General features: G+C 43.6%; 24 protein-coding genes and 1 tRNA gene. 13 read left to right on the forward strand and 12 right to left on the reverse strand.

The annotated features are described in order from the left end of the window. The 9 genes from IH598_06030 to IH598_06070 form a co-directional block, all read left to right on the forward strand. The coding region (locus IH598_06030; GenBank protein MBE0638056.1) for an ATP-binding protein at positions 1–259 on the forward strand (259 nt) is incomplete at its 5' end. Positions 260–406: 147 nt separating this feature from the next. Further along, positions 407–883 (forward strand): DoxX family membrane protein, encoded by a 477-nt coding sequence (locus tag IH598_06035; protein MBE0638057.1) that lies wholly within the window; start codon positions 407–409, stop codon positions 881–883. A 1-nt stretch (position 884) separates the two neighbouring features. Next, the gene (locus IH598_06040; protein MBE0638058.1) at positions 885–2453 is read left to right on the forward strand and encodes a Gfo/Idh/MocA family oxidoreductase; all 1569 of its coding nucleotides are present in this window, start codon (positions 885–887) and stop codon (positions 2451–2453) included. 20 nt (positions 2454–2473) lie between these two features. Next, on the forward strand, positions 2474–3535 hold the full coding sequence (locus IH598_06045) for a Gfo/Idh/MocA family oxidoreductase (GenBank protein ID MBE0638059.1): 1062 nt from the start codon (positions 2474–2476) through the stop codon (positions 3533–3535). Between the two features lie 10 nt (positions 3536–3545). After that, a complete protein-coding gene (locus IH598_06050) occupies positions 3546–4427 on the forward strand; it encodes a sugar phosphate isomerase/epimerase (protein MBE0638060.1) in 882 nt (293 codons plus the stop codon). A gap of 16 nt (positions 4428–4443) precedes the next feature. Further along, on the forward strand, positions 4444–5928 hold the full coding sequence (locus IH598_06055) for a Gfo/Idh/MocA family oxidoreductase (protein MBE0638061.1): 1485 nt from the start codon (positions 4444–4446) through the stop codon (positions 5926–5928). A gap of 52 nt (positions 5929–5980) precedes the next feature. Further along, complete coding sequence (locus tag IH598_06060; GenBank protein MBE0638062.1) at positions 5981–6748, forward strand: DUF1080 domain-containing protein; 768 nt, start codon at positions 5981–5983, stop codon at positions 6746–6748. Between the two features lie 125 nt (positions 6749–6873). Beyond that, complete coding sequence (locus tag IH598_06065) at positions 6874–8052, forward strand: MFS transporter (GenBank protein MBE0638063.1); 1179 nt, start codon at positions 6874–6876, stop codon at positions 8050–8052. A 22-nt stretch (positions 8053–8074) separates the two neighbouring features. Beyond that, on the forward strand, positions 8075–10615 hold the full coding sequence (locus IH598_06070) for a glycoside hydrolase family 2 protein (GenBank protein ID MBE0638064.1): 2541 nt from the start codon (positions 8075–8077) through the stop codon (positions 10613–10615). Between the two features lie 12 nt (positions 10616–10627). On the opposite strand, the gene IH598_06075 is transcribed toward IH598_06070, so the two are convergent. From IH598_06075 to IH598_06085, 3 genes are all read right to left on the reverse strand, one after another. Further along, positions 10628–11587 (reverse strand): lytic transglycosylase domain-containing protein, encoded by a 960-nt coding sequence (locus IH598_06075; GenBank protein ID MBE0638065.1) that lies wholly within the window; start codon positions 11585–11587, stop codon positions 10628–10630. Positions 11588–11666: 79 nt separating this feature from the next. Next, complete coding sequence (gene rfbC / locus IH598_06080) at positions 11667–12212, reverse strand: dTDP-4-dehydrorhamnose 3,5-epimerase (GenBank protein ID MBE0638066.1); 546 nt, start codon at positions 12210–12212, stop codon at positions 11667–11669. A 130-nt stretch (positions 12213–12342) separates the two neighbouring features. Next, complete coding sequence (locus IH598_06085) at positions 12343–13158, reverse strand: hypothetical protein (protein MBE0638067.1); 816 nt, start codon at positions 13156–13158, stop codon at positions 12343–12345. A gap of 142 nt (positions 13159–13300) precedes the next feature. Here IH598_06085 and IH598_06090 point away from each other — a divergent pair, with 142 nt between their 5' ends. Together IH598_06090 and IH598_06095 are read left to right on the forward strand one after the other, a co-directional pair. Next, the gene (locus IH598_06090) at positions 13301–14845 is read left to right on the forward strand and encodes a GH3 auxin-responsive promoter family protein (GenBank protein ID MBE0638068.1); all 1545 of its coding nucleotides are present in this window, start codon (positions 13301–13303) and stop codon (positions 14843–14845) included. Positions 14846–14878: 33 nt separating this feature from the next. Next, positions 14879–15514 (forward strand): LysE family transporter, encoded by a 636-nt coding sequence (locus IH598_06095; protein MBE0638069.1) that lies wholly within the window; start codon positions 14879–14881, stop codon positions 15512–15514. A 3-nt stretch (positions 15515–15517) separates the two neighbouring features. Here the strand turns inward: IH598_06095 and recJ are convergent, their stop codons facing one another. The 4 genes from recJ to IH598_06115 all read right to left on the reverse strand — a co-directional run bounded on the left by recJ (position 15518) and on the right by IH598_06115 (position 19854). After that, positions 15518–17293, reverse strand: coding sequence for a single-stranded-DNA-specific exonuclease RecJ (recJ, locus tag IH598_06100; protein MBE0638070.1), 1776 nt, complete (start codon positions 17291–17293; stop codon positions 15518–15520). Positions 17294–17767: 474 nt separating this feature from the next. After that, a complete protein-coding gene (locus tag IH598_06105; protein ID MBE0638071.1) occupies positions 17768–17968 on the reverse strand; it encodes a cysteine-rich CWC family protein in 201 nt (66 codons plus the stop codon). A gap of 4 nt (positions 17969–17972) precedes the next feature. Then, positions 17973–18323: a dihydroneopterin aldolase gene (folB, locus tag IH598_06110; protein MBE0638072.1), complete on the reverse strand. Its 351-nt coding sequence runs from the start codon at positions 18321–18323 to the stop codon at positions 17973–17975. A 4-nt stretch (positions 18324–18327) separates the two neighbouring features. Next, on the reverse strand, positions 18328–19854 hold the full coding sequence (locus tag IH598_06115) for a glutamate--tRNA ligase (GenBank protein MBE0638073.1): 1527 nt from the start codon (positions 19852–19854) through the stop codon (positions 18328–18330). Positions 19855–19970: 116 nt separating this feature from the next. Here IH598_06115 and IH598_06120 point away from each other — a divergent pair. After that, positions 19971–20042: transfer RNA gene (locus tag IH598_06120), tRNA-Arg, on the forward strand. 83 nt (positions 20043–20125) lie between these two features. Here the strand turns inward: IH598_06120 and IH598_06125 are convergent. The 5 genes from IH598_06125 to IH598_06145 form a co-directional block, all read right to left on the reverse strand. Next, positions 20126–20674 carry a YceI family protein gene (locus IH598_06125; protein MBE0638074.1) on the reverse strand — a complete coding sequence of 183 codons (549 nt, stop codon included), beginning with the start codon at positions 20672–20674 and terminating at the stop codon, positions 20126–20128. A gap of 31 nt (positions 20675–20705) precedes the next feature. Beyond that, positions 20706–21140: a hypothetical protein gene (locus tag IH598_06130; GenBank protein ID MBE0638075.1), complete on the reverse strand. Its 435-nt coding sequence runs from the start codon at positions 21138–21140 to the stop codon at positions 20706–20708. Positions 21141–21275: 135 nt separating this feature from the next. Beyond that, positions 21276–22160, reverse strand: a complete 885-nt coding sequence (locus IH598_06135; GenBank protein ID MBE0638076.1) for a hypothetical protein — start codon at positions 22158–22160, stop codon at positions 21276–21278. 56 nt (positions 22161–22216) lie between these two features. Then, positions 22217–22612: a hypothetical protein gene (locus IH598_06140; GenBank protein MBE0638077.1), complete on the reverse strand. Its 396-nt coding sequence runs from the start codon at positions 22610–22612 to the stop codon at positions 22217–22219. After that, complete coding sequence (locus IH598_06145; protein MBE0638078.1) at positions 22593–23573, reverse strand: hypothetical protein; 981 nt, start codon at positions 23571–23573, stop codon at positions 22593–22595. The genes IH598_06140 and IH598_06145 overlap by 20 nt, the downstream gene beginning before the upstream one ends. Positions 23574–23759: 186 nt before the next feature. Between IH598_06145 and IH598_06150 the strand changes: the two genes are divergently transcribed. Beyond that, positions 23760–25235 carry a cysteine--tRNA ligase gene (locus tag IH598_06150; GenBank protein ID MBE0638079.1) on the forward strand — a complete coding sequence of 492 codons (1476 nt, stop codon included), beginning with the start codon at positions 23760–23762 and terminating at the stop codon, positions 25233–25235. The last annotated feature ends 64 nt before the right edge of the window (positions 25236–25299 follow it).

The raw sequence follows: 25299 nt of genomic DNA on the forward strand, positions 1-25299 counted from the left end.
TCAGCTTAGGCGATTGGGATACAAAGTTTCTGTTGGGGTGATGAATGGCAATGAAGTTGATTTTGTGGCGCAAAAGGCCGATAAAACGGTTTATTACCAGGTGGCCTATCTTTTACAAGACCCCGCAACCATCGAAAGGGAATTTGGGAATTTATTGGCTATCAACGACAATTACGAAAAGTTTGTGGTATCGCTTGATGAAATGGATTTTTCTGATTACCGCGGGATTAAACACATCAAGCCGTGGGAAATCGTGTGAGATCGCCATGATGAAATTGATTTCCGGATTGTGTCAAAAATGTTTTCCACGTTAATAAAAACAGATTTAGTTTTACTACTCATTTGATGTAGTCGCTTTTCATATCAAAAAAACCAATACATTTGTCCGGCTAAAAATTACCGGGCGATGGACTACTCTAATGGGAAACTCACTGCACTTGTGCTGCTCAGGCTGGCGATAGGCTGGCACTTTTTTTACGAAGGGATGGTGAAGGTGCTCACACCTTCGTGGACTTCAAAAGCTTACCTGCTCGATTCGGGCGGTTTTGCAAAACCCTTCTTCGAATGGATTGCTCAAAATCCGACCCTACTTTCAATCAATGATGTTGTGAATGCCTGGGTGCTCTCGCTCGTCGGGTTCTTTCTGTTGCTGGGATTCAAGGTTCGCCCGGCTGCCCTGGCCGGAATGATTCTCCTCGGGCTATATTACCTGTCGCATCCTGCATGGCCCGGGATCGAATATTTATTTCCATCTGACGGAAGCTATTTTGTCATCAACAAAACCCTGATCGAACTGGCAGCAATGCTGGTCATTTTTGCGTTCCCCACCGCACACATTATCGGACTCGAAAGACTGATCTGCAAACCCCGGAAAAAGAACTAAGATGGAATCAGAAAATATGACTCAAAATGGAGGGAAATTCAGCCGTCGCGATGTACTGGCAGGGCTGGCCTCAATACCGGTTTTTGGATTTCTTGGCTATGGCCTGGTAAAACATTTTACCGAGCGGAAAAGGAAAAACGTTCAACTGCTGGATGATATTGACTCAATTATCCCTAAAGGAGTTCCTCCGATTGTCCAGGGAGAAACCATCAGAATCGGCATTGTAGGCTGCGGCGGACGTGGTCGCTATCTTATGAAAGCAATGGGTTTCCTGCATCCTGACCGGATTGACCAGTTCAAAGAGTGGGCGGGAAATGACAAGTACTGGAAAGAGTATCTCGAAGAATTTAATGCGCAGGACGACCTCAATGTAAAGATTACGGCCATTTGTGATGTATTTGAAAAAAATGCACGCAGAGGCGCTGAAACCGCCGCCAATCTTTATCGCAACGGAACCGGCGGACAAATGGCAGAAGTTCCCAAACGTTATCTTACCTACCAGGAACTGGTGGCTGCGCCCGATGTGGATGCGGTCATTATTGCCACTCCCGACCACCTGCACGTACCGGTGGCACTGGAAGCGGTGAAATACGGAAAACATGTTTACTGCGAAAAACCACTGTCATGGACAGTGCCGGAAACTTTCGAAATCCGCCGGGCTGTGAAAGACGCTGGAATTGTGTTTCAGTTGGGGCACCAGGGCAGGCAGACAGAAAGCTATCAAATAGCAAAGTCGCTGATAAAAAAAGAGGTGATAGGAAAAATTTCGCTTATTGAGGTGTGTACCAACCGCAATGATCCCAATGGCGCCTGGGTTTATGACATTGACCCGGAAGCCAGTGAGAAAACCATTGACTGGAAGCAATTCATCGGGCCGGCGCCCTGGCATGATTTCAGCCTCGAAAGGTTTTTCAGGTGGCGCTGCTGGTGGGACTACAGCACGGGCTTAAGCGGCGATCTCTTTACCCACGAGTATGATGCACTCAATCAAATCCTCGATCTTGGAATTCCTCATTCAGCAATGGCTTCAGGTGGGATTTATTTTTACAAGGATGGCCGCACCGTCCCTGATGTGCTGAATATGGCCTTTGAATATCCCGACCGCGACCTGACCCTGCTCTACAGCGCAACACTTGCCAGTGAACGAAATCGGGGAAAAGTGATCATGGGGCACGACGCCAACATCGAACTGGATGAAACCCTGCTGGTTGTGGCCGATCCAAAATCCACCCGGTACAAGGAGAAAATTGAGCAAGGGATCATCGAACCACACAAACCGATCTTTTCCTATGTTCCCGGCCAGGATAAGGTAGATGCCATCACCACCCCGACTGAAAAATACTTTGCCGGTCGCGGACTGCTTTATACTTATCGCGACGGGAAAACTTTCGACACGTCGCACCTGCATCTGCGCGAGTGGCTCAATTGCATCCGGCTCAACAATGGTGCACAGCCAAGCTGCGACATTGACCAGGGGTTCGAAGAAGCCATCACTGCCCACATGGGGACAATTTCCTACCTCGAAGGCCGCCGCACCTATTGGGATGCCGTGAACGAAAAGATCGTTTAGCTTTTTAAAAGAACAAAGAAATGAACAAAACAAACAGTACCCGGCGAAGGATCAAAACGGCAATTGCCGGTTTCGGACTGTCGGGCAGGGTCTTTCACGCCCCATTTGTAAACACGAATTCAAAATTCCAACTGCATTCCATCGTGACTTCGGGTGATGAAGCAAAGAAAAATTATCCCGATGTAAAAATCGTAAGGAATTTCAAATCAATTATCGAAAATCCGGCCATCGGGCTTGTCGTGATTTGTACCCCGCATCATCTGCACACCGAACAGGCATGTATGGCGCTTGAGCGGGGCAAGCATGTCGTAATCGAAAAGCCGGTAGCTATGACCAGCGGTGAAATTGAACAAATCATCGCAACCTCCGAAAAATATGGTAAAATGGTTTTTCCCTACCACAACCGCCGCTGGGATGGCGATTTAATGACGATCCGGCATTTGATAAAGGAAGGTTATTTGGGAGAGGTGCTCGATTTTGAATCCCATTTCGATCGCTACAGTCCGGAAGTGCTGAGGGCTGAATGGCGCTACAACAATCCGGACGGTGGAGGAACTTTGTTCGACCTTGGTCCACATCTGATTGACCAGGCGATAGCCCTCTTCGGAAAACCGCAATCGGTTTGGTGTCTTTTGCACAACCAGCGTGAAGGGAGTAAAGTGAACGACAGCTTCGATTTGAAACTCATTTACCCAAAACTTACAGCGACCCTCCGCGCCAGTGTTTTTGTAAAAGAAACCGGCCCGCGTTTCCAGGTTCATGGAACGCTGGGTTCTTTCAATAAATATGGTCTCGACACCCAGGAAGCCGCTTTGAAAGCAGGTAAAATGCCGGGAAGCAAGAACTTTGGTGTTGACCTGGCAAAGAACTACGGCATTTTAAATTCTGTGGCCAATGATAAATCGCTACGGTTAAAATATGCTACAATGCCAGGATTTTACATGGGTTTTTATGAAGATGTTTATGCGGCAATCAACGGGCAAAAATCACCAGAAGTAACTGCTGAAGATGCTCTGCTGAATCTTCAGATTATTGAAGCGGCATTCCGGAGCTATGTAGAAAGAAGAATTATAGACATTTAATCTTTAAAATATGGAATCGAAAAAGAAAAATGGAATTTTAACCACACGAAGGACATTTCTTAAATCCCTACCGGTTTTTTCAGCTGGAGCTTTCCTGCCTTTAGCACTTAAAGATGCCTCTGCTGCCCTGGTTCCCGGTGACAAGAAAATAGCCATCCAGCTTTGGAGCCTTCGCGACATACTGAAAGATGATTTGCAGGGTGTGTTGGCGCAAATCAGCCGGCTGGGCTTTACAGGGATTGAGCCGTATGGTTTTGATGGGAAATTTTACGGTGTTGAAGCAAAGGAATTCAGGAAAATCTGCTCAGATCTGAAACTGGAAATTTATAGCACACACACCGGAATTACTGCCGACAATGCAGATTTTTATTCCGAAAAAGCAGTGGATGTGGGCATGCAATACCTTGTATTACCGTCATTTGCAGGACGTCCAGACAAAACTGCTGCCGATTTTCAGAACCTTGCTGAAGAGATGAACCGGATCGGTGAAACCTGCAAACAATACAACCTCCGCTTTGGATATCATAACCACGATTTTGAATTTCGGATGATTGACGATGTACTTCTTTACGAGATTCTTCTCAAGGAAACAGATCCTGATTTGGTTTTTTTCCAGCCCGACACCTACTTTTTTGCAAAAGCAGGATACAACCTGCCGGATTTCATTCATCGCTATCCCGGGCGTTTTCTAACCTGGCACATCAAGGACCGGAACAATGACGGCGACAGCTGCATCATTGGCAACGGAAGGATTGATTTCAAGAACATCCTGAATTCGTCTGCCAAAGCTGGTCTTGAATTGATGATTTACGAGCAGGAACACTGTTCCGAGGGCTCTCCGATCCACTGTGCAGAGCAAAGTTTACAATACATTCATTCACATTTACTTTAACCAAAAAATTAGAGCTATGGAAGAAACTGACAACTTGAAAAGCGGAATCGATCGCCGGGCATTTCTTCGCAACGCAGCCGTGGCATCAGCCGGGTTTATAATTTTGCCAAGCAAGGTTATTTCGGGACTTGGTTATAAAATGCCAAGCGACAAGCTGAATATCGTAGGAATTGGGGTTGGCGGTCGCGGAGGCGGTGTGATCAGGGCTTGTAAAAGTGAAAACATTTTGGCGTTGTGCGATGTTGACTGGAAATATGCGGCCAAAATTTTCGGTGAATTTCCCGATGCAAAGAAGTTTTACGACTGGCGGGTACTGTTCGATGAGCTGGGAGATTCGATTGATGCAGTGGTGGTGGGCACACCCGATCATACCCATGCAATCATCAGCCTGAATGCCATGAAACTCGGAAAGCATGTTTACTGTGAAAAGCCATTGACCCATTCAGTTTGGGAATCGCGGCAAATGGCAGAAGTTGCAAGGGAATATAAAGTTGCAACACAAATGGGCAACCAGGGCAATTCCGGTGAAGGAATCCGGCAGGTTTGCGAATGGGTTTGGGATGGCGCCATCGGCGAAGTGAAAGAAGCCCATGCCTGGACTAACCGTCCTATCTGGCCTCAGGGGCTCGAACGTCCGACAGAAGTAATGACGGTACCCGACACACTGAAATGGGATCTTTTCCTCGGCCCGGCGCGGGAACGCCCTTACCATCCACTTTACACGCCATGGAACTGGCGCGGCTGGTGGGACTTTGGCACTGGCGCCCTGGGCGACATGGCCTGCCACATCATGGACCCGATTTTTATGTCGCTTAAATTGAAATATCCAACGAAAGTGCAGGGAAGCTCCTCTCTTTTTAATACCGAATCTCCACCCCTTTCCGAGGTGGTGAAATACGTTTTCCCCTCCCGCGAAAAGTTCAGAAACCTCAACATGCCCGAAGTTACGGTAAACTGGTGGGATGGAGGACTACTCCCCCCCCGCCCCGAAGGACTTCCCGATGGAGAACTTATGGGCCGCGACCCCAACGGAGGATGCATGCTCATTGGCACAAAAGGGACGATTATGACCGGTTGTTACGGGCGAAATCCATTTCTCCTTCCGCTTGATTATGACAAGGATTACAAGCGCCCCGCACCGGAAATGCGCAGAATTGAAGCCGGTCACGAGATGGACTGGGTACGCGCCTGCAAGGAAAGCCCGGAAAGCAGGGTGGAGGCAACATCCAACTTCAGCTATTCCGGCCCTATGAACGAAATGGTGGTGATGGGTGTAGTGGCTGTAAGGTTGCAGGACCTTAAACGCGAATTATTGTGGGACGGCGAAAAAATGCAATTCACTAACATCAACAATTCGGACGAGATCAGGGTAGTACTGAGCGACAAATTTGAGATCATTGACGGGCATCCCCATTTCGACACAAAACATGAAACCATCAATGCCAAACAGGCAGCCGATGAATACATTAAACATACTTACCGGCAGGGGTGGAGTATTTAGAATTGAAATTTCTTATCTCATTATTTCTTAATCATTTTAAAAGGAAAACAAAATGAAGAATCTGATTTATTTAGTGATTGTTGCTTTTGCTTTTGCAGCCTGTGGAGGCCAGCAACCAAAAGCTACAGATGAGCAAGCCGCTGCGGAAGAAGTAGCTGTGGACAATGCACTCACCGAAGCCGAAATTGCCGACGGCTGGATGTTGTTATTTGACGGTAATGAACCCGGCAAATGGCGTGGTTACAACAAAGATTTTTTTCCTAATGGCTGGGAAGTGGCCGATGGCATGTTGCGGTGTATCGGTTCAGGTCGCGGTGAAGCCGGCTCTTTGGTAGGTGGCGACATCATTTACGATGAGAAATTTCAAAACTTTGAGTTGTCCCTCGAGTGGAAGATTTCACCTGGCGGAAACAGCGGTATCTTTTACCTCGCTCAGGAATTGCCCGACAAAACCATCTGGCAAACATCACCCGAAATGCAGGTGCTCGACAACACCACGCATCCCGATGGTCGCGAGGGTGTGCACAGCGCAGGAGCTCTGTATGATATGATCGGCGTTTCGCAGGACAAAGTAAAACCGGTAGGTGAGTGGAACCAGGTGAAAATCCTTGTTTTCAAAGGGCTGGTCGAACACTGGCTGAACGGTGAACTGGTCGTGAAATACCACCTTTGGACTCCCGAATGGTACGACATGGTGGCCAAAAGTAAATTTCCGCAATATAATCCCGACTGGGCTGAAGTTGCTCAGGAAGGTTTTATCGGTTTGCAGGATCACGGCGACGATGTGTGGTACAAAAATATCAAGCTGAAGAGGTTGTAGGATAGAGTCTCAAAACCCTGACAGGTCTGAAAGACTCTTTCAGGTTTGGGAAAATGATTGTTCTCGAAACCTGTCAGGGGACGAAGTACCTGACAGTGTTTTTTTAATCAAATTAATCAATATTTATGTCAAAAAACAAAACGTTCCCGATTTTTCTCGCTTTTCTGGCGATGGGTTTTGGCGATGTAGTTGGTCCTCTGGTCTCACTTGTCAAGGATTCTTTCCAGGTTTCCAATTTCGTGGCTTCGTTGATGACCACCAGTGGATTCATTATGTTTGGTGTGCTTTCGATTCCGTTGGGTGTTTTTCAGGATACCAGGGGAAAAAAGTTTGTGCTTTCGATGGGTTTACTTATCGCACTCTTTGGATTGCTGATTCCCATTGCCTTTGGAATGTACGGACCGGCAGTTGAACTTGAAACCGGCTCCAATATAAAACTTTACGCCCTTTTTGCCTCCATCTTCCTGCTTGGCGCCGGAGCTACAACTCTCCAGGTTGCCGGAAATCCTATCATGCGCGATGTTTCGGATGAAGGAAAATACTCCAGTAACCTTTCACTTGGCCAATCCATCAAAGCCATCGGCTCGTCCATGGGATTTTTAATTCCTCCGGCAGTTGCTGTTTGGTTCGGGCTGGACTGGACAGTACTATTCCCACTATTTGCCATCATCCTTCTCATCACATTCGTTTGGGTCAGAACCATCAACATTAAAGAAATGAAATCTCTGGATGCCATTCCGGCGACTTTTATGTCGAGTGTGTCGTTGTTGAGGAACCCTTTTGTGTTGTCAATGGTAGCGGCCATATTCCTTTACGTCGGTGCAGAGGTATCGATGAGTGCGCAAATTCCCATCTTGATGGCAAATGGTTATGGCATCAGTGATTTTGGTTTATGGCTGGCGTGGGCACTTTTCTTCCTGCCAATTTTTATCGGAAGATTGTCCGGGGCAATCATCCTCAGGTCAATGAAAGCTGGAAAATTTTTGATCATCAGTGTATTGCTTTCGATTTTCGGGATGTTGATGTTGTTTTTTGGGAGCCAGTATTTTGCTTTTGCCGGAATTTTTATGGTTGGCCTCGGCTTTGCCAATATCTTCCCGCTCATATTTTCAATCACAGTGGATACTATGCCCGGGCGTGCCAACGAACTCTCGGGACTGATGGTCATGGCCATTGTTGGAGGGGCAGTAATCCCTCCAATTACAGGTGCTGTAGCGGATATCAGCGTGATGCTGGGGTTTGTGGCGCCGGCCGTTTGTATTTTCTACATCCTTCTGGTAGCCATGAAATCGCTGAAAAAATAACCCTACGGCTAAAGTCATTTTTATGAGAAATCTGATCTGCATTGTTCTGGTCTTTCTGATTTCCTGCTCAACGGAAGAAAAACCATTGATTGAAAAAGTGTTTTTAAATGATGGGTGGGAATTTCATCAATTGAATCCAGATCAACCAACCTGGTATCCGGCAATCATCCCCGGTACTATACATACGGATTTGCTAAAAAATGGCTTGATTAACAATCCTTTTTATGGCTGTAATGAAAAGGAATTGCAATGGATCGGAGAGACGGACTGGACTTACCGGAAAACCTTTCAAATGGATAACGAATTCATTTCGAGACCAAACATGCTTCTCATTTTTGAAGGCCTTGACACCTATGCTGAAGTATTTTTAAATGGACAAAAAATCCTCTCAGCAAATAATATGTTTCGAAAATGGGAGGTGGATTGTAAAAGTTTTTTAATTGAAGGTGAAAATCTACTCGAGATTAATTTTGAATCAGCCGAAAATCGCTTTATCAGGGATTCACTTGCACTCGGATATCCTTTGCCCGGCGGCAAATGGGTGTTTGCCCGCAAAGCAGCCTACCATTTCGGTTGGGACTGGGGGCCAAAATTGGTAACCGCCGGAATCTGGAAACCGGTTTACCTGGAAACATGGAACGATCATCGTCCAGTGGAAATTCAGCTTTTTACAGGGGAAATCACCCGGAAAAAGGCGGAGATCAATACCGAAATTTTCGTCAATTCAGCCATCAGCGAAAAGGCCACTCTGACTGTAACCAAAACCACAACCGGAAAACGACTGGCCAGGAAAGAAATATTTTTAAGCCCTGATCTGCGGAAGTATGTCCTGGATTTTTCTATCCATGATCCAATTCTATGGTGGACTAACGGATTAGGGGAACCCCATCTGTATGAATTGGATTTTGAACTGAAAACGGGTTCAGGCTTTACCTGGTCAAGGCATATTGCTTATGGTATCCGGAAGGTCGAGGTTGTGAATGAAAATGATGAGTATGGTCAATCGTTGTATGTGAAACTCAATGGCGTGCCTGTTTTTATGAAGGGCGCCAATTATATCCCGCAGCACAGTTTTGTTACCGAAGTCAGCGATGACGATTACCGTAAAGTTATTCAAACGGCGGTGGAATCCAATATGAACATGCTGCGTGTCTGGGGAGGCGGTATATATGAAAAGGATATTTTTTACGAACACTGCAGCCGCAATGGCATCCTGGTTTGGCAGGATTTTATGTTTGCCTGCGCCATGTATCCCGGAGATGCTGATTACATCGAAAATGTTAAACAGGAAGCTGTCCGGCAGATCAGGCGACTGCGAAATCACACAAGCCTCGCCATGTGGTGCGGCAACAACGAAGCCGACGAAGGCTGGCATAATTGGCAATGGCAAAAAACACACAACATACTTTCAAATGATTCAGCTACGATATGGCAGGGTTACCGAAACATTTTTCACAAGTTGCTGCCGGAAACCGTTGCTGCCAATGATCCCGGACGTTTTTACCTGCACACTTCCCCAATGCACGGCTGGGGTCGTGCGGAAAGCTTGACCCATGGAAGCGCACATTATTGGGGTGTTTGGTGGGGGAGAGAGCCATTTGAAAAATATCTTGATAAAATTCCGCGCTTTATGAGTGAGTTCGGATTTCAAGCCATGCCCGCATTAGCAACAATCCGCCAGTTTCAGGCAGAAGAGGATGATTTTCTTTTTTCTGATGCCCTGAAATGCCATCAAAAACACCCGACAGGTTATCCTACGATTGATGTTTATCTTGAGCGTGAACATCTTAACCCAAAAAGTTTGGATGAATACATATACTTTAGTCAGCTTGTGCAGGCCAAAGGAATTGGCATGGCCATCGAAGCGCAACGCCGTGCCATGCCTTATTGTATGGGGTCGCTCTATTGGCAGTTGAACGACTGCTGGCCGGTGACCAGTTGGTCGGGAACGGACGTGAACGGAAACCGGAAGGCGTTGCAGTATAAGGTAAAAGAAAACTATCAGGATATCCTTGTTTCTATCCTGATGCATAATGACACCAGTTCCATTTACCTGGTCTCTGACCGGCTTGAAGCAACTGAAGGGAAGTTACAGCTGATGGTATTTGACTTTCACGGTAGCAAGATCTGGAGCTATGAAAGGGGCATAAATATCGCTGCCAATAGTAGTTCGCAGGTCGTTTCTTTTAGCATGAAATCGCTCCTAGGCGGAAATGAAGCGACAAAGTGTTTTCTGAAAGCCACCTTTTCGGATGGCAATGATACGTATCAAAGCATCCAATTTTTCAGGAATTATGGTCAGTTAGTGCTGCCTGAACCAGAGTTGAAATTCGAAGTCGTGCAACTTGAGGATGAATTTGAGATTGAACTGAAAGCAACTGAATTTGTGCCTTTCGTGCATCTTTACCTTACTGAAGGAAATGCCATTTTCAACAAAAACTTCATTCATCTCATGCCCGGCGAGAAATACCGGGTGACCTGCCAATGCAAACTTAATCCTGATGAATTCAGAAAGCAACTTAGGGTTAAAGGTTTGGGAGACTATCTGGCCGGTACCAATTAACAATCAATTCATTTACTGTTCCGATTCCCAAAGTTTAGAGTAATTCGTATAACCCTCGAGCGGGATTTTAATTTGATAGGTCCGCTTTGAACTGTTGGGTAGCGATTCCTGACGCAACCATGGGTTGAAGTACTTGAGCACTTTGTATGTCACATGGTGAGACCGGGCAAAATCTACAAGACTGGGAATTGTTTGGGTCACCTCCACAACTCTGACGGGGATCGGCGGAAAAAGATCCTTTTTATCCATATAAAACCCATAATTTTCGGGATTCTCGAAAATTGTTTTTATGGCCAATATTCTGAAAATGTATCTTGCTGTTTCCTGGTTCAGAAAAAGATCATAATAATTATCAACCTGTTGCTCTGATAGCGATTTTGAAATGCGATTATTACCCGTATTATAGGCAGCAGCTACAAGCGTCCAGTTGCCATAAATTGCGTAAGCGTCTTTTAAATAATTGCATGCAGCATGAGTAGCTTTTTCCAGGTGATAGCGCTCATCAATCCCATCGTTCACCTCAAGACCATACTCACGGGCTGTTGTTGTCATGAACTGCCAAACTCCAGCTGCACCGGCAGGAGAAACAGGATTTTCCAACCCACTTTCAATTAACGCCAGGTACTTAAAATCGTTCGGGATTTTATGCTGTGACAAAATGGGTTCTATGATTGGGAACCAACGATATGAGCGCTTAATCAGCATCATGGTGGATGAATGAAAATAGGTGTTGGAGGTCAACTCGCGGTCAAAATATTCCCGGACTAAAAACATATCTAAAGGAGCAACTTCGCCGCAGAAAGCAATAGTTTCAGGGATTTCGACATTGTAAACCGGTTGAATTTGTTCTCTTGCAAATGGTTTTGCAGCATCATCGGGTGTTGTTTCCTTTTCGCTGAACGCCTGAAAAAGAAATACATTAAAAAGAAAAAAGGCCAGAAGGCCAAAAGGTATCCAGATTGTTTTATTCATTTGGTGAATTGAATTTGAAAATGGGATGTATTAAGGTCCCCGAAAAACGAAAAACCTGTTTAATTATTTGTGATTTGAGCTAAAAAGGGCTATTAAAATTTTCAAAAAGCGGGGACAGTTTATCTTTTTCTGATAGGACAAGTTGATCAGTTTTACCCCAATCAATGGCTAATGTTGGATCATCCCATCGGATACTTCCCTCCGACTTGCTATTATAAACGTTAGTACATTTATAAAAGAAAACTGTATTGTCTTCGAGTGTGAGGAAACCATGTGCAAAACCCTCTGGAATCCAGTACATCCATTTGTTTTTATCACTCAGTACGATAGAGGCCCATTTGCCATAAGTCGGAGATTTTTTCCGGAGGTCGACCGCGACATCAAGCACCGAACCACGCATAACACGTACAAGTTTTCCCTGGCTGAATGGTGGTTTCTGAAAATGTAATCCACGCAGAACATGTTTCATCGATCGTGATTCATTGTCCTGAACAAATGTGGCATTGATTCCGTTTTCAAGAAAAACCTGTTTATTGTACGATTCAAAAAAATAACCCCTTTCATCCTCAAACACTCGCGGTTTGATGATCAGTAAATCCTGAATTTCCGTCTTAAGAATGTCCATAACGGTAAATAAAATTTGGGGTCAAATGTATAAAAATACTCAGGTAAGGCAATTAGGGCTGAGTTTTTTGTTTCCTGATAATTGGGCAGAGTAATATAAATGTGTTGAATTTACCAGTGTTTATTACTGATTAATGAAATAAAAAGCCAAATTTTAGACCGGCAGAAAAACTGACCGGGAAATTATTTGAGCTAACCACGTGCCCGTAATGATAACCCCCATCGGTATTGTCAAAGCCGTAACCTATTCCTGCATAAAAGTCAATGAGCAACGCATTGTCATACACCCATTGCTTACCAAACACCATATTGATAGCGCCGGAGAACACGCTTTTCCTTTCGGTATAATATTGGTAACCAGGAGGGTATCGTGGATCATACTCTTCAAAATCCCGCATGTAAGATGATATTGATATTTCAGGCATAAAATAGCTGCCTTTAAGGATGTGTGCGTAACGCATACCCTGAAGATAAAAATCCGGATTTTTAATGAATCTCAGGCCAAATTTAACAAATGCACCCGATGGGTTATTGTTGTTAGGATCAGTGCCCAGACCAATCAACCCAAGCGAGCCTTCGATGCTTCGACCGGGCTTGAGGCTTCGCTCATACGCGATAGTAGTATTACCTGTGAGTGGAGAGAAGAAATCCACCTTAAGGGCATTTTTCTTCTGGCCTTCATAGTTTTTCGGATCGGACATGGCATCACTGATCGTCAGTTCCCTTCCATCCTCGAAAATTATCTTTACTACTTTATCTTTTTCGATAGCAAAGAAAACATCAGAGGGGTAATCACTTACTGTATATTTAATTTCATTTGAGCCAATTTCTTTTATTTTGCAATTGATAACTTCGAGATTGCGCTTGATGATTTGATCCTGACTGAATAGTGAGAATGGAACAATTGCTAAAAGTATCAAACTGGAAATGAAGATGAACTTATTCATTGTATTTGGGATTTTGTACCGGGTTGTTTTCAATTAATGTGCCAGATTGTGAATTAAAGTAATGAGTTTTTAAATATTGTAAGGGTTAAATTTCAGGTTTTTGTTTAAGTTTGCAGAATAAAATAACTAAAACCAGACAACATTGCCAATCATTGGATCGATAATCAAACGTGCCATCGAACTTCGGAGCATGAGTGTCAAAGAAAACCTGAAAGGATTTGACGGTTGGAAAGCTCAGCAGGCTGTGCTTAACAGGCTGCTCCGAAAAGCGGAGTTTACACATTTTGGCGAGGCCTGCCATTTTTCTGAAATTATTCGTTCTGATAACGTTGTGGAAGCTTTCCAGCGGCAGGTGCCGGTTCATGATTATAATTCTATATTTAAAAATTGGTGGTATCGTTCGCTCAATGGAGAACCCTACGTGACCTGGCCAGGCAAGGTAAAGTATTTTGCCCTTAGTTCGGGAACATCAGAAGCTTCCAGTAAGTATATCCCGGTAACCAATGACGTGCTGAAGTCGATTAAAAGAACCAGTGTAAGGCAATTACTCTCACTTGCTCAATATAATTTTCCTCCTGAGTTTTTTGAAAAAGGGAAGGGTATTTTGATGCTTGGGGGAAGTACCCATTTACAATTTAATGGCAGCTACTATGCAGGCGACCTTTCAGGAATTACTACAGGGAATATTCCGTTTTGGTTCCAGTTTTTTTACAAACCCGGCAGGCGTATTTCAAAAGAGAGGGACTGGACAGTAAAGTTGGAAGAAATTGTAAGGAGAGCTAAAGACTGGGATATTGGTGTAATTGTCGGTGTACCGGCGTGGCTTCAGATTTTGCTTGAAAAGATAATCGAAAAGTACAACCTCAAAAATATCCATGAGATCTGGCCAAACCTCAGTATTTATGTACATGGCGGGGTTTCGTTTGCTCCTTATCACAAAGGCTTCGAACGTTTATTGGGTAAACCGCTGATTTACATGGAAACATATCTTGCCTCCGAAGGCTTTATTGCTTACCAAAAACGACCTGGGGTTGATTCGATGCAAATGTCGCTTGATACCGGTCTTTTCTTTGAGTTTGTTCCTTTCAATAATTCAAATTTCGATGACGAAGGAAACATAAAGAGTAATCCCGAGGCGCTGACGCTCAGCCAGGTGGAAGAGGATAGAGAATATGCTTTGCTGATCAGCTCAAATGCAGGCGCCTGGCGGTACCTGATCGGGGATACGATAAAATTTACTTCGAAAAAACTAAATGAAATCCGGATAACAGGCCGCACAAAACATTACCTGAGCCTTTGCGGGGAGCACCTTTCACAGGAAAATATGAATCGTGCTGTGGAAATGATGTGCCAATCCATGAATATCACGGTGAAAGAGTTTACCGTTGCAGGAATTAAACATGGATCTATGTTTGCTCATAAATGGTTTCTGGGCACAGATGATAACCTGCAGGCAGATGTTGCAAGGGAAATGATAGACAATAATCTTAAAACTCTCAATGACGATTATCGCGTAGAACGCATCGAAGCCATCAAGGATGTCATTGTGGAGGTGCTGCCAACAAGGATATTTTATCAATGGATGCGAGATCATGGAAAAGAGGGGGCTCAAAACAAGTTCCCGCGTGTAATCAAAGCCAAGCTGCTTGAAGAGTGGGAGGCCTATATTCATCAATTTCCCCATTAATCAATTATTGTTTAATCAAAGGAAAAGAAAAACATGAATCCGTTCCTTGAAGGTGCAATTGTTGGTTTAACTTTGGCAGTTTTGCTGGGACCGGCAATGTTCAGCCTGATACAAACAAGTATTCATCGTGGATTCAGATCAGGAGCTATGCTTGCAGCAGGAATTTTCCTGAGCGACCTGACGCTGGTTTTCCTTTGTTTTATGGGCGCCATCCAAATTCTCTCGGATGATAACAACCGCTTTCTTTTTGGATTTATCAGCGGGATGATATTAATTAGTTATGGGATTGTTGCGTTGACACGAAAAATGAAAACTTCCGAAAACGGTGACCTTGTTATCGAAAATGAGTCAAATCGCTTTAAATATATTTTCAAAGGTTTTTTTCTAAATATCACCAACCCTTTCGTGTGGATTTTCTGGATGGGGCTGACTGTTGGAGTCACTTCAAATTATGGTGAAGACACCGGTCAGGCAACTATGTTTTTTTCGGGGACATTATCAACCATCATTTTAACCGACCTGCTCAAAGTTTACGTTGCCAAGTCCATCAAAAGTTTATTAAACCCTGCAAATATCCGTCACCTTAATCAACTTGTAGGGGCATTACTGATAGGCTTTGGAGTTGTTTTGATTGTCAGGACAGTAATGAATCAATACATGGTCAACTAATTCTTAGTCGTATCGCTCCCAATCGGCATCCAGCGGTTTGATATCCTTGATATTCAGTTGCAATGATACATGACCGTTCCATTCGTTTTCCTCGATGTGATAACAAATCGAAAAAGGTTGACCACTTTGAACGATCTGCAATTTATTGCCTTGCTGAAAGGCAATTGCAGCCAATGGAAATCCTGAGATATCGGGATGGATTACACTAAGTTTAAGATGATTTTTGCCAACAACACAGGCAAAGCCGGTGTCCACAACCCCTTCTGTCATGAAGATTGGAGCCATGTTTTCGGGGCCAAACGGCGCAAACTGCTTGAGCACCTTGTAAAATTTGGTGGATATGCTGCTCAACCTGACCATCGCGTCAATTTCGATCTCAGGAATTCTCATTCTCTCTTCAATAGTGCTGGCCACAATGCTTTCAAACTTTTCTTTGAATGCATCAAAGTTTTCAGGTTTTATAGAGAGTCCTGCAGCATATTTATGTCCGCCGAAATGCTCAAGCAAGCTGTAACACTGGTCGATCGCATTGTAAATATCAAAGTCCTTTACCGAGCGTGCCGAGCCGGTTATCAGTCCGTTTGCTTTTGTAAGGATGATGGTCGGACGGTAATATTGTTCGGTAAGACGTGATGCAACAATTCCAAGAACACCTTTATGCCAATCAGGATTGTAAACAATCGTGGCTCTTTTTTCGGCAAATTCGCCGTCTTTAGTGATCACCTCCAAAGCCTGCTGGGTAATTTGTGTGTCAAGGTTTCGTCGTTCGGTATTAAATTGGTTGATCTGCTCGGCTTTTTCAATGGCTGTTTCGATGGTATTGCTGATCAGCAACTCCACCGAGTTTCTGCCGCTTTCCATGCGCCCTGCAGCATTTATGCGCGGACCGATAAGAAATACCAGGTCGCTGATCGAAAGTTTACGGTTAAAAGCAAACTCTTCTTCAACATATTGGAATTCGTTTTTCTTCTTTATATTGCTGTAGTGCAAGATTGCTGTGAAGGCAGGACGGGGGTTGGAGTTTAAAAGTTTCAGACCGTAGTAGGCCAATATCCTGTTTTCGCCTGTGATTGGTACAATGTCAGCGGCAATACTAACTACCACAAGGTCGAGGTATTTCTCCAGCCGCTTGAATGGCATATGATTTTTTTTGGAAAAAGCCTGGACTAGTTTAAAGCCAAGCCCACATCCCGATAACTCATCATAAGGGTAATTGCAGTCTGGTTGTTTTGGATCAAGAATGGCATAAGCTTCAGGCAACTCTTCTCCCGGTCGGTGATGGTCGCAAACGATAAAATCTATTCCCAGGCTGGATGCATAATTTATGTTGTCAATTGCTTTAATACCGCAATCCAATGCTATGATGAGTGTAAAATTGTTTTCGTGGGCAAATTCAATTCCTGCTTTTGAAACGCCATAACCCTCCGAGTAGCGGTCAGGAATGTAAAAATCGACCTCCCGGTAAATGGATTTAAGAAAAGTGTAAACCAGCGCTACAGCCGTTGTTCCATCAACATCATAATCGCCATAGACAAGTATCTTTTCGTGATGACGAATGGCATTTTCGATGCGGTAAACAGCCCTGTCCATGTCCTTCATCAGAAAAGGATCATGAAGTTGCAGAAGTTTTGGCCGGAAAAAAGATCTGGCTTCCTCGAATGTAGTTACACCCCTTTGCACAAGTAAAGTTGTGAGCAGTGTATTGATATTCAATTCACGAGAGAGCTGCTGTACTAATTCCGGATCACCTCTTTCTTTGATTACCCATCGCTTATCCATTAAATAATTTTTTCGTAAAAATAGGAATAATCAGTCAACACTTGAGGAAAAAATATTTTTTAAAATTGGATTTTAAGATGAGTATTTTTCTAAAATACTTAAATTCAAATACATGCATTCAATACAAAATTTGTTTGCTTTTGACATTAACAGGGTTCCATTCGTTGTTAATCCCCAATTATGTAAAAGAATAGACAAATCAATAAAAAAGTAATATCGATTGGGGCAAACATCATTATCCATCAACCCTAAAGGGTCGGGATTTTCAAGCCAGAAAAGTCGGGACTTTCAGCACTAAACACAATAAATCGTTGAAAATCATTGCTCCCGGATTTTATCCCGATACTTTAGGAGGAGTTGGGATCAACATTAAGCGTTTTCTGTCAGGAACAGCATAAAATATTTTCTTAATCAGGGGGCATCAAACAAAATCAGTTAGTTCGGTATTTCATGCCTCTAACTTTTTATTTGGTATTAAAGGAGAAGCAAATCGTTCTTTTTATAATCATCCAGGCACTTTGGGCAAAGGCAACCGGCGTAAGTTTTATTAAGGAATTCCAAGTTTTTGGGTGGTATGTATAGTTTACTACACCAACAATTTCCGGTTGGATTGCAGGTAAATTGTGCCTGGCATTTTGGGCAGATTGAAATTTTGGGTTTATTTGTCGATTTCATGGTTTCAATCAGTAAGCGTGAGACTCACACTGCCAATCTTACCACCAAGGGGGGGGTTCATTTTTGATACTTTGATTTTGGCAGAGACGATTTCGGGAAAACTATTTCTCAACGCATTTAAAATTCTTCTTCCGACATGCTCGAGCAGTTTCGATTTTACAGCCATTTGTTCTTTTACCACAAGAAAAACCTCCTGATAATTGATTGTTTTCGAAAGCTTGTCCAAATTCTCGGCCTCTGTAGTGTCAGTTTCTATCCACAGGTCAACAATAAAACGTGTTCCGATGATCTGTTCTTCGCTGAAACAACCATGATAAGCAAAGAACTCCATATTTTCAAGCGCAATTTGTGCCATATTTTTACCCAATTTTTTTGATTCCTGACTCAATCCTATCGACGAATTCCGCTTTTCCAATCATTTCGGCGATCAGCATCAGGTCGGGGCCAAATCCGCCACCCACTAAAAGCAACCTGAGTGCATTCATAACGATACCCATCCCAAGCGATTTTTCCTCTACAAAATGATGAATTATTTCTTTGATTTTATCCGCTTTGAAGTCATCAATGTCAATCATCCTGTCTTTCAACTCAATCATTATTGCAGGTAAATCAGCTTTCCAACGCTTTTTAACTACTTGTTCATCGTAACTTTTCGGCGACTGAAAAAAGAATGAAGACTGTTCCCAGAAATCTGAGATGAAATTTGCCCGTTCTTTAATGATTCCTACTACTTTTTCCACATATTCCGGCTTAGCTTCAACCCCTTTTTCACGAAGTTTGGGTAAATAAAGACGGGCAAGTTCAGCATCACTTTTCCCCACCAAATATTTATGATTAAACCATTTGGCTTTTTCAGGATCGAATTTTGAACCCGATTTTCCAACACGCTCCAGTGAAAATTCTTTGGCCAGTTCATCCATTGAAAATATTTCCTGTTCTGTACCAGGGTTCCAGCCAAGGAAGGCCAACATATTAATGAAAGCATCCGGAAAATACCCTGATTCTCTGTAACCACTCGAAAATTCGCCGGTTGACGGGTCTTTCCATTGCAGTGGAAAGACCGGGAATCCAAGCCTGTCGCCGTCCCGTTTACTCAATTTGCCGTTGCCGTCAGGCTTGAGAAGTAAAGGAAGATGTGCAAACTGTGGTGCTTCCCATCCAAAACAACGGTAAAGGAATATATGAAGAGGAGCTGAAGGCAGCCATTCTTCACCTCTTATCACATGGCTGATTTCCATCAGGTGGTCATCAACGATATTGGCAAGGTGATACGTGGGCATCCCATCGGATTTGAACAAGACCTTATCGTCGAGCATTTCTGACTTTACTTCCACCCTGCCACGAATCAAGTCGTTAACAACAATGGTCTCATGGGCCGGTATCTTAATCCTGATTACATAGGGTTCTCCAGAACCTAATCGCCGTTGGATTTCAGCTTCACCCATTGTTAGCGAGTTTTTCATTGTATCGCGTGTGGTCACGTCGTATTGCTGACTGGAAGATTTTTCAGTCTTCAAACGATCACGCATTGTATCCAACTCTTCCGGTGTATCGAAAGCATAGTAAGCGTTGCCTGAGGCCACCAACTGATTGGCATATTGAGCATACAGTGCTTTGCGTTCCGACTGCCTGTAGGGTGCATATTTCCCTCCGTTATCAGGCCCTTCATCATAAAGGATACCGCACCATTTCAGCGATTCGATGATGTACTCCTCTGCACCCGGTACATAACGCAGCTGGTCGGTGTCTTCGATACGGAGCAGAAAAGTTCCGTTATACCTTTTGGCAAAGAGGTAATTGTATAAAGCAGTTCTTACACCACCGATGTGCAGCGGTCCGGTAGGACTTGGCGCAAAGCGCACCCTTACGGGTTTATCATTATTCATCTGTGAAAATTTTCGGCAAAGATAATGGTTGATTTCGGATCTGATGATTTCCGGATTTTCAGGTTAAAACAGCCTCTTTCGCGAAAAAATATACTTTTGCTGTTGATTTTTAGTTTGGCCCCATAGTTCAATGGATAGAATTTCAGATTCCGGTTCTGACGATGTGGGTTCGAATCCCGCTGGGGTCACAACTGTCCGGTTTTTAAAAACAAAAAACCACCAAGCCATTGGGTATCCAGCTTGGTGGTTTTTTATGGTTTTAAACCTTTTGTTATATCGCTTCCAACTTCACATCCACTGTCACTTCGATAGATTCGGCAATATTGTTGACAACAGCGCCGGGAATTTTAATTTCGTAATCGGCCACTTTGACGTTGAATTTTGAAAAACCCTGAATCACACCACCCTTGACAGTGAAAGTTCCTTTTTCGGCAATGTCTTTGGTTACGCCATGAATAGTCAGTTTTCCCTCAACATTGGCATCGTAGGTTCCATCTTTAGAAAAATCCAAATCAGCAAGATTGGTAACTTTTCCCTGGAAGGAAGCATTTGGAAAATTATGGGATTCCAAATAGTTTTCGTTAAAATGCTCCTGCATCAGCGCCTTTTCAAATTCAAAGGATTTGATAAGAACCCTGAAAACAAAATCACCCGTTTGTAAATCAAGGGCAGCATTCACCTGGCGGTTGTGGGCTTCAATATCCTCAACTGGTGTTGATGAAAAGAAGCGGATATGACCATTTTTGGTCATGTATTTCTGCGAGTAAGCAACGTTGGTTGATAACAGAAGTGCCAAAATTGAAATGAAAATTGTTTTCATACTTATAAAGAATTAAATGATTGATATTGAACTAATTTACTATAGATCCTTTTTCAAGAATCACGTCGGTTTCGTTATAGCCTGTGCAAAAGCCTTTTATAGTGATTTCTTTACCGATTCCAAGGTTAATCAGCGGCTGAGCGTACTCCGGTAACATAGTAATCCGAACTCCTTCGGGGCCAAACATCCCTTCGTCAAACTCAAAAACGGCCACCGTTAGATCGTCGGGGGTATCGATCTTGGTAAGCACTCCGGTAACTTCCAATAACTTCCCGTTAAATCTTTCAACTGCAGTGATATTGTCATCTTTGTAAGATTGAAAAAGATCGCTTGCAACAACACTAAAGTCAGCCTTTTGATTCTCAAAGTCAGGGTGAGGTTTGTTGTAAAAAAATTTATAAACAACGAAAAGTGCGATGAGTCCTACAATTACAAGTGTTCCGATTACTTTAATCCATGTTTTCATGGGCGTTGTATTTTGATTTTTAGTGAATGAATATAAAACATGGTCATTCAGTAAATGATCAGAAAAGGTGGGAAATAAACAGGTATTAAGGTAATAAGTTGTTGGATTATGATTTTTTAACTTGTTACCTATCATCTACATTTTGAAAGCCTTTGGTTTTACGATTGTAAATACTCTTGAAATGTTAAATCCGAAATAAACGTCGCCTTTGTTCCATTTACCAGCAGTTTCGGTGATGAAACCACTCTCAAAAATTGGATCGGAATTGGTGCAAAACAGCTGGAATACATGGCCGCCGGTTTCAAGATCAAAACCAATGGAAAAGGAATTATCAGTGGGTGTTGAGATAATCTGGTCGGGGAAAACATACCAGTACTCTGCATTCAGTGATGCACGGCTGGACAATTTTACACGTCCGCCAAACCCTGTGGCAAAGATGTCGTTTTTATCCTCTTCGGTAAGTACTAAATTTTTATGCACAAGTGTTGGTGTAATTTGAAATGAAAGACCAGGACTAAATTTGCGGGCAATAAGCAGTTGATGCGTAAAAGCCAACCTTGATGAGAAATAGTTTTCCCGGTCAGGTTCAGCCCACTTCAGGGAGTTCAATGAAATGCTGCCGAAATAGGTGACTGCAATGGGCATTACTTTCGCACCGGTGCTTTGCCTGAGAATCTTCCCTTTAATAAAGCCATCGAAAGTTTTTTTATAAGAACTTCGGCCAATACCAACAGCGAGCCGGTCATTGATCCCGTACTCGAAACCAAGTCGAATGTTGGCCTGATCTAAGCCCCAGAATTCGTAAGCCCCGGAATTTATCTTTCCAAAGTGGTGCTGGATCAGGAACATCAGCACCCCGGGAGCAGGATTTTCGATTGAGTGCCCCAATACAAGGCGCGTTGTTTTGAACGTTGCCGTCTCGAATTCCACGGTTTCAGGTTCATCACCAAACAGGTCCATCAGGTCGGTCTGGGCATTTAGTTTACTTGTTGCCAGGCAAATAAAAACGAATGACAACATCAGGGTGAAATATTTTACTGTTTTCATCTTCATATCGATTAATGAGTTTTGATGGATTAGTTATTTGGCGCCCCGGCATTGAGCCATGCATCAATTTTTGCAAGGTCACACGAATTTAGTTTGTTACCACCTTTAGGCATTGGTGACCACGGCGATACATGATTGATTGCCCCTCTGAAACTTCCATTGGCTATGATAGGCTGCAATCCATCATAAGAGTCTGTGATAATACCTGCGGTTGGTGCGCTTGAATTATGACAGGCATTGCAATTGTTTGCCAAAATCGGCGCAACAGTTAATGAGTAGGTAACGCTCGTCGTGTCGCAGCTGGTAGGGTTTGGATAAAGGTATTCTTCGCTGTCATAATAACATGAATTGGTGATGATAATCACCACAATCATGATGATTGTTATTGGTAAAAGTGACTTAAATTTAATTATTTGGCGTTCCATCGTTTATCCATTTTTGAATTTGAGAAATATTGCAGTCCGAAAGCTTAGCTCCGTTTTTTGGCATCGGCGAGTAGCCTTGTTCGTGCCGGATAGCGCCCATTAACGACCCGTTGTTTGCAACTGCAACAAGGTCTGTGTGGTTGGTAAGGCTGATTCCGCCCGATGGCGAGCCGCCACTGTGGCATCCATAGCAACGGTTTTGTATGATCGGCCATATTGTAGCCGAAAAAGTAACATTGACCGAATCACATTCAATATCATCACAATAATTGTTCAGCGCACCCTGCATGATCCATTTGTAAACAGCATTGGTTTGCTCTGTTGTTAATGGATTTCTTGGTGGTGGTGGCATTCTTTTATCAGGATCATCTTCAACCATCACTTCGTACAAATCGCTGCCATCTGCATTGAAAGGTCTGACATTTGCTGTGCTCATGATTCTGGCATAATCGGTCAGGATAACACCATCCGATGCTGAAGCTTCATCATGACAACCGGAAATGGCGCAGGAGGACTGCAATAACGGGAGAATGGTATTTTGAAAATAGACCGTATCCGGATCGCAGGGAATACCTCCCGGAGGGAAAATAAAAGTTGTATCCCGAATCCAGATTTCAAATTTGGCAATATCGCATTCCGATAATTTGACCCCTGTGGGCGGCATGGGTGAAAACCCTGCCTCATGCCTGATAGCTCCCAGTAAAGTGCCGTTTTCGGCAATGATTGCAACTGTATTAAAATCCGTGAAATCCATTCCTCCAGAAGGGCTTGCACCACTGTGACAACTGATGCAATTCTGATCTAAAACAGGATACACACTCCCGGGATAGGTTACATTGGCTGTGTCACAAACTTCTGGCGGTAGGATTGGCCCGGCCTCAGGTTCATGTTTGCAGGAGCCAATAAACAAGAGCCCGGCAGACGTCATGGCTAAAACAAATAGAAAAAAAGGACTTTTCATTTTCCTGAGTTTTAGGATAAGCATAATAAGTAATCAGATGCAATATTACAAATAAAAATGTAATAATGGGGTTAAAGCATTATCCAGTTATGGTTTTCTCCCAAAATTCAATTAAGTGTTTGAAAGTGATTGAGTGCCGGATTATACCAAAAATCCATACTTTTGTCGCGAAAAGAGAGATTAAAAATGGAACATAAAATTTTACTTTACAATACATTAAGCCGCAGGAAAGAGGTTCTCGAGCCTTTGAACCCTCCACATGTCGGATTATATGTTTGCGGGCCTACTGTGTATGGTGATGCGCACCTGGGTCATGCAAGGCCTGCGGTCACCTTCGACCTGGTTTTTCGCTACCTGCTTCACCTTGGTTATAAGGTCAGGTATGTGCGCAATATTACCGATGTTGGCCATCTTGAAAATGATGCCGATCAGGGTGAAGATAAAGTTGCAAAAAAAGCCCGCATCGAGCAACTTGAGCCCATGGAGATCGTACAGTATTTCACCTTGAGATACCACAAAAACATGGAGCAGCTCAATGTACAGCCCCCCAGCATTGAGCCACATGCTTCCGGTCATATTATTGAACAAATTGAAATGGTGAAAAAAATCCTCGATTCGGGTTTTGCCTACGAAAAGAATGGCTCAGTATATTTTGATGTGGTGAAATACAATACCAAAAACAATTACGGGAAATTGTCCGGAAGATCAATAGAAGAGACACTCGAAAACACCCGTGAACTGGCTGGCCAGGAAGAAAAGCAGAGCCAGGTGGATTTTGCCATCTGGAAAAAAGCTTCCCCTGAGCACATCATGCGCTGGCCTTCGCCCTGGAGCGACGGATTCCCGGGTTGGCATCTTGAATGCACTGCTATGGGCTGCAAATATTTGGGAGAAAGGTTCGATATTCATGGCGGAGGAATGGACCTGATTTTCCCGCATCATGAGTCAGAAATTGCCCAGGCTGTTGCTGCTAATGGTCATGATCACGTTCACTATTGGATGCACAACAACATGATAACTATTGACGGACAGAAAATGGGCAAGTCGCTCAATAACTTCATCACCCTGAATCAATTTTTCAATGGTGAGCATGAACTCCTCGAACAGGCTTATGACCCAATGACCATCAGGTTCTTTATTTTGCAGGCACACTACCGCAGTACACTCGATTTCTCAAATGATGCCTTAAAAGCTGCTAAAAAGGGATTAAAGCGACTTTTGGCCGCCTCCGAAACGTTGGAAAAACTCAAACCCACCGACAAATCCACAGTCGAAATAGATTCATGGCGGACGAAGTGTTACGAGGCAATGAATGACGACTTTAACAGCCCGATCACCATAGCTCATCTTTTTGATGCCGTGCGTATGATCAATTCGATCAATGACGGTAAGGATACCATCACTTTACAAGACATGGAACTGCTAAGAATGACCTTCCATGTTTTTTTGTTCGAGATTCTTGGGTTAAAATCTGATGAACAGCATTCATCAGCCAATGAAGAACTTATCGAAGGGCTGATGCAGACCATTCTCGACATCCGCAAAGAAGCCAAATTGAAGAAAGACTGGCCAACAGCCGATAAAATCCGCGATCACCTCAACGAATTAAGCATCGAAGTGAAAGACACAAAAGATGGGGTAACCTGGGGAGTGAAAGGGTAATACCGATTGCACTTTCAATATAGTCCAATTTCGACTTCGTCTCATTGTACTATTTTCAAGTAGC

The organism is Bacteroidales bacterium (assembly GCA_014860585.1).
Lineage (GTDB): Bacteria > Bacteroidota > Bacteroidia > Bacteroidales > 4484-276 > RZYY01.

Excerpts from the sequence above, each read along its gene's own strand:
- IH598_06035 (MBE0638057.1), top strand. The coding sequence starts at position 407 with ATGGACTACTCTAATGGGAAACTCACTGCACTTGTGCTGCTCAGGCTG.
- IH598_06040 (MBE0638058.1), top strand. The coding sequence starts at position 885 with ATGGAATCAGAAAATATGACTCAAAATGGAGGGAAATTCAGCCGTCGC.
- IH598_06045 (MBE0638059.1), top strand. The coding sequence starts at position 2,474 with ATGAACAAAACAAACAGTACCCGGCGAAGGATCAAAACGGCAATTGCC.
- IH598_06050 (MBE0638060.1), top strand. The coding sequence starts at position 3,546 with ATGGAATCGAAAAAGAAAAATGGAATTTTAACCACACGAAGGACATTT.
- IH598_06055 (MBE0638061.1), top strand. The coding sequence starts at position 4,444 with ATGGAAGAAACTGACAACTTGAAAAGCGGAATCGATCGCCGGGCATTT.
- IH598_06060 (MBE0638062.1), top strand. The coding sequence starts at position 5,981 with ATGAAGAATCTGATTTATTTAGTGATTGTTGCTTTTGCTTTTGCAGCC.
- IH598_06065 (MBE0638063.1), top strand. The coding sequence starts at position 6,874 with ATGTCAAAAAACAAAACGTTCCCGATTTTTCTCGCTTTTCTGGCGATG.
- IH598_06070 (MBE0638064.1), top strand. The coding sequence starts at position 8,075 with ATGAGAAATCTGATCTGCATTGTTCTGGTCTTTCTGATTTCCTGCTCA.
- IH598_06075 (MBE0638065.1), bottom strand. The coding sequence starts at position 11,587 with ATGAATAAAACAATCTGGATACCTTTTGGCCTTCTGGCCTTTTTTCTT.
- rfbC (MBE0638066.1), bottom strand. The coding sequence starts at position 12,212 with ATGGACATTCTTAAGACGGAAATTCAGGATTTACTGATCATCAAACCG.
- IH598_06085 (MBE0638067.1), bottom strand. The coding sequence starts at position 13,158 with ATGAATAAGTTCATCTTCATTTCCAGTTTGATACTTTTAGCAATTGTT.
- IH598_06095 (MBE0638069.1), top strand. The coding sequence starts at position 14,879 with ATGAATCCGTTCCTTGAAGGTGCAATTGTTGGTTTAACTTTGGCAGTT.
- recJ (MBE0638070.1), bottom strand. The coding sequence starts at position 17,293 with ATGGATAAGCGATGGGTAATCAAAGAAAGAGGTGATCCGGAATTAGTA.
- IH598_06105 (MBE0638071.1), bottom strand. The coding sequence starts at position 17,968 with ATGAAATCGACAAATAAACCCAAAATTTCAATCTGCCCAAAATGCCAG.
- folB (MBE0638072.1), bottom strand. The coding sequence starts at position 18,323 with ATGGCACAAATTGCGCTTGAAAATATGGAGTTCTTTGCTTATCATGGT.
- IH598_06115 (MBE0638073.1), bottom strand. The coding sequence starts at position 19,854 with ATGAATAATGATAAACCCGTAAGGGTGCGCTTTGCGCCAAGTCCTACC.
- IH598_06125 (MBE0638074.1), bottom strand. The coding sequence starts at position 20,674 with ATGAAAACAATTTTCATTTCAATTTTGGCACTTCTGTTATCAACCAAC.
- IH598_06130 (MBE0638075.1), bottom strand. The coding sequence starts at position 21,140 with ATGAAAACATGGATTAAAGTAATCGGAACACTTGTAATTGTAGGACTC.
- IH598_06135 (MBE0638076.1), bottom strand. The coding sequence starts at position 22,160 with ATGTTGTCATTCGTTTTTATTTGCCTGGCAACAAGTAAACTAAATGCC.
- IH598_06140 (MBE0638077.1), bottom strand. The coding sequence starts at position 22,612 with ATGGAACGCCAAATAATTAAATTTAAGTCACTTTTACCAATAACAATC.
- IH598_06145 (MBE0638078.1), bottom strand. The coding sequence starts at position 23,573 with ATGAAAAGTCCTTTTTTTCTATTTGTTTTAGCCATGACGTCTGCCGGG.
- IH598_06150 (MBE0638079.1), top strand. The coding sequence starts at position 23,760 with ATGGAACATAAAATTTTACTTTACAATACATTAAGCCGCAGGAAAGAG.